The sequence below is a fragment of the Acetatifactor sp. genome, assembly GCF_982438285.1.
Map to the genome: position 1 here is coordinate 1 of NZ_CEWDFQ010000414.1, position 2,337 is coordinate 2,337.

3 protein-coding genes are annotated in these 2,337 nt (G+C 49.3%); all 3 read left to right on the forward strand.

Features of this window, described 5'->3' with window-relative positions; genetic code table 11:
- A partial coding sequence (locus AC1WIP_RS14685; RefSeq protein WP_481142530.1) for an MATE family efflux transporter occupies positions 1-1,120 on the forward strand: 1,120 nt, incomplete at its 5' end.
- Positions 1,121-1,399: 279 nt separating this feature from the next.
- Entirely contained in the window at positions 1,400-1,714 is a 315-nt protein-coding gene (locus AC1WIP_RS14690) for a metal-sensing transcriptional repressor (RefSeq protein WP_481142531.1), read from the forward strand.
- A gap of 24 nt (positions 1,715-1,738) precedes the next feature.
- A partial coding sequence (locus AC1WIP_RS14695; RefSeq protein WP_481142532.1) for a cation transporter occupies positions 1,739-2,337 on the forward strand: 599 nt, incomplete at its 3' end.

The following is a 2,337-nucleotide window of genomic DNA, read 5'->3' on the forward strand; positions in this document are numbered from 1 at the left end:
GTATATGGGGAAAAAGGACAGGGAAATGGTAGGCAGGGCCTCCAACCAGCTTTTCTTAGCGGTAGGCGGCGTGGCCCTGGTGTTTATGGCGATTGCTCTGGCAGGCAACCAATTTCTGCTGAACCTGATCTACGGGGGCATAGAGGCCGACGTGATGGAGGCGGCAAGAATTTATTTTTACATAACTGCCGTGTCCTATCCCTTTTTGGGCATTTATAATGGCGGGGCGGCTTTGTTTCGGGCTGTGGGAAACGCCAAGGTATCCATGCAGACTGCCATTGTAGCCAATGTGATCAATGTGGCAGGGAACGCTCTTTTGATTTATGGCTTTCAAATGGGAGTGGCGGGGGCGGCTGTTTCCACACTGGCAGCCCGGGTGGTGTGCGCGGTGGTGATTTTTGTTCTGCTGCAGAGAAATAAGGAGATCCCTTTAAGCAAAAGCTGGCGCCCGGACTGGAAGATATTTCAGAAGATTTTATACATCGGGGTGCCAAACGGCGTGGAAAACAGCATATTTCAGATCGGAAAGCTGCTATTGAGCAGCCTGATTGCAAGCTTTGGCACTGCGGCTATCACTGCAAACGCCATTGTGGGCAATGTGGGGAATTTTCAGCTGATTCCTGGAAATGCCATAGGTATGGCAATGATCACTGTGATTGGACAGTGTGTTGGAGCGGGAGATGTAAAGCAGGCGGAATATTATAACAGAAAACTGATAAAGACGGCGTATCTTTATATGATCGTTCTGGGGATGGGGCTGATTGTTCTTGCCCGCCCTATCTGCAGCCTCTATCAGCTCAGCCCGGCCACAACAAAGCTGACTGTTGAAATTCTTTTATATCATTGTATCTGCTGTATGCTGGTGCATCCTCTGGCCTTTGCACAGGCAAATTCCCTGAGGGCGGCGGGAGATGTAAAATTTACCATGCTGGTTTCGATCACCTCCATGTGGACCTGCAGGATTGTGCTGGCTTACCTGATTGCAGCGTATATGGGGCTTGGCGTTCTGGGAGTCTGGATTGCCATGACCATTGACTGGTGTGTGCGGGCGTTCTTTTTTACCACTAGGATACGGTCCGGAAAATGGGTGGCTCATATGAATGTGATCACCAACGGATAGAAGCCTTGTGGCGCGCCATGATTAAAAAATTGAAAAAAGTAATTGACAAATACCCTGTGGGGGTATATCCTTTTGGTAAAAGGAATACCCTTATGGGGTATTTCAAAATAGGTAATTATGAAACTCGCTCACTGGTGTCAGCAACTGGACATAATAACCAAAATAAGGGTGACCAGCTACTGCTTCGGAACCCGTTTTTGGTTATTATGACCAGGTTCGTGACTTTGCAGCGAGTTTCGCAAACGCCTAATTTCGAAAAACAGAAAGGATAGGAACCGGGTGGAAGGAAAAAATAAAACGGAAGAGTGCTGTTGTCATCACAAGACAACGCCAAGGCAGGAGAAGGAGCTGAAACAGCTGAAAAATCGGCTGAACCGCATGATCGGGCAGCTAAACGGCATCAGCAAGATGCTTGACGACAACCGCTACTGCGGGGACATCCTGACCCAGGTGGCGGCTGTGGAAAGCGCCCTTCAGGCATTTGGCTATCTGGTGTTGAAGGAGCACATGGAAACCTGTGTGGTGGAAGAGATTAAAAAGGATAATGTAAAGATTGTGGATGAAGCCGTTGAGCTGATCAAAAAGCTGAAGTGATCAAGGACTTAGGAGGTGTATCGTGTGAAGGAAAGATATCATATTTCAGGCATGACCTGTTCCGCCTGCTCCTCTCATGTGGAGAAGAGCGTAAACAAGGTGGCGGGAGTGGAGCATGCTTCCGTGAACCTTCTGACGGAGACGATGGATGTGACCTATGACGAACAGGTTATTGGAAGGCCGGATATTATAGGAGCTGTGGAAAAGGCGGGGTACGGCGCCTCTCCCATGGAGCAGGGAGAGGCCGGCGGAGGCGGCCAGGCCGCTGGGACTTTTAAAACCCGGGAAAGCTCTGCAGGAGGCCGGGAAGGACTTAAGGAACAGGCAAAGGAGCAGGACCGGGCCATGAAATGGAGGCTTGGCATCTCTATCGGCTTTTTGATTCCTCTTATGTATGTGGCCATGTTCCACATGTATCAGGATTGGTTTGGGATTCCGGTTCCGGGCTTTGTGATGAATGCCTTTCACGGAAATGCCAATGCCATGAATTTTGCGCTGACGCAGTTTCTGCTTCTGCTGCCTATCTTGTACATGAACCGGAAATTTTTTACGGTGGGCTTTAAGACACTTTTTCATTTAAGCCCCAATATGGACCTGTCTCTTATACACATCTCCGAGCCCAC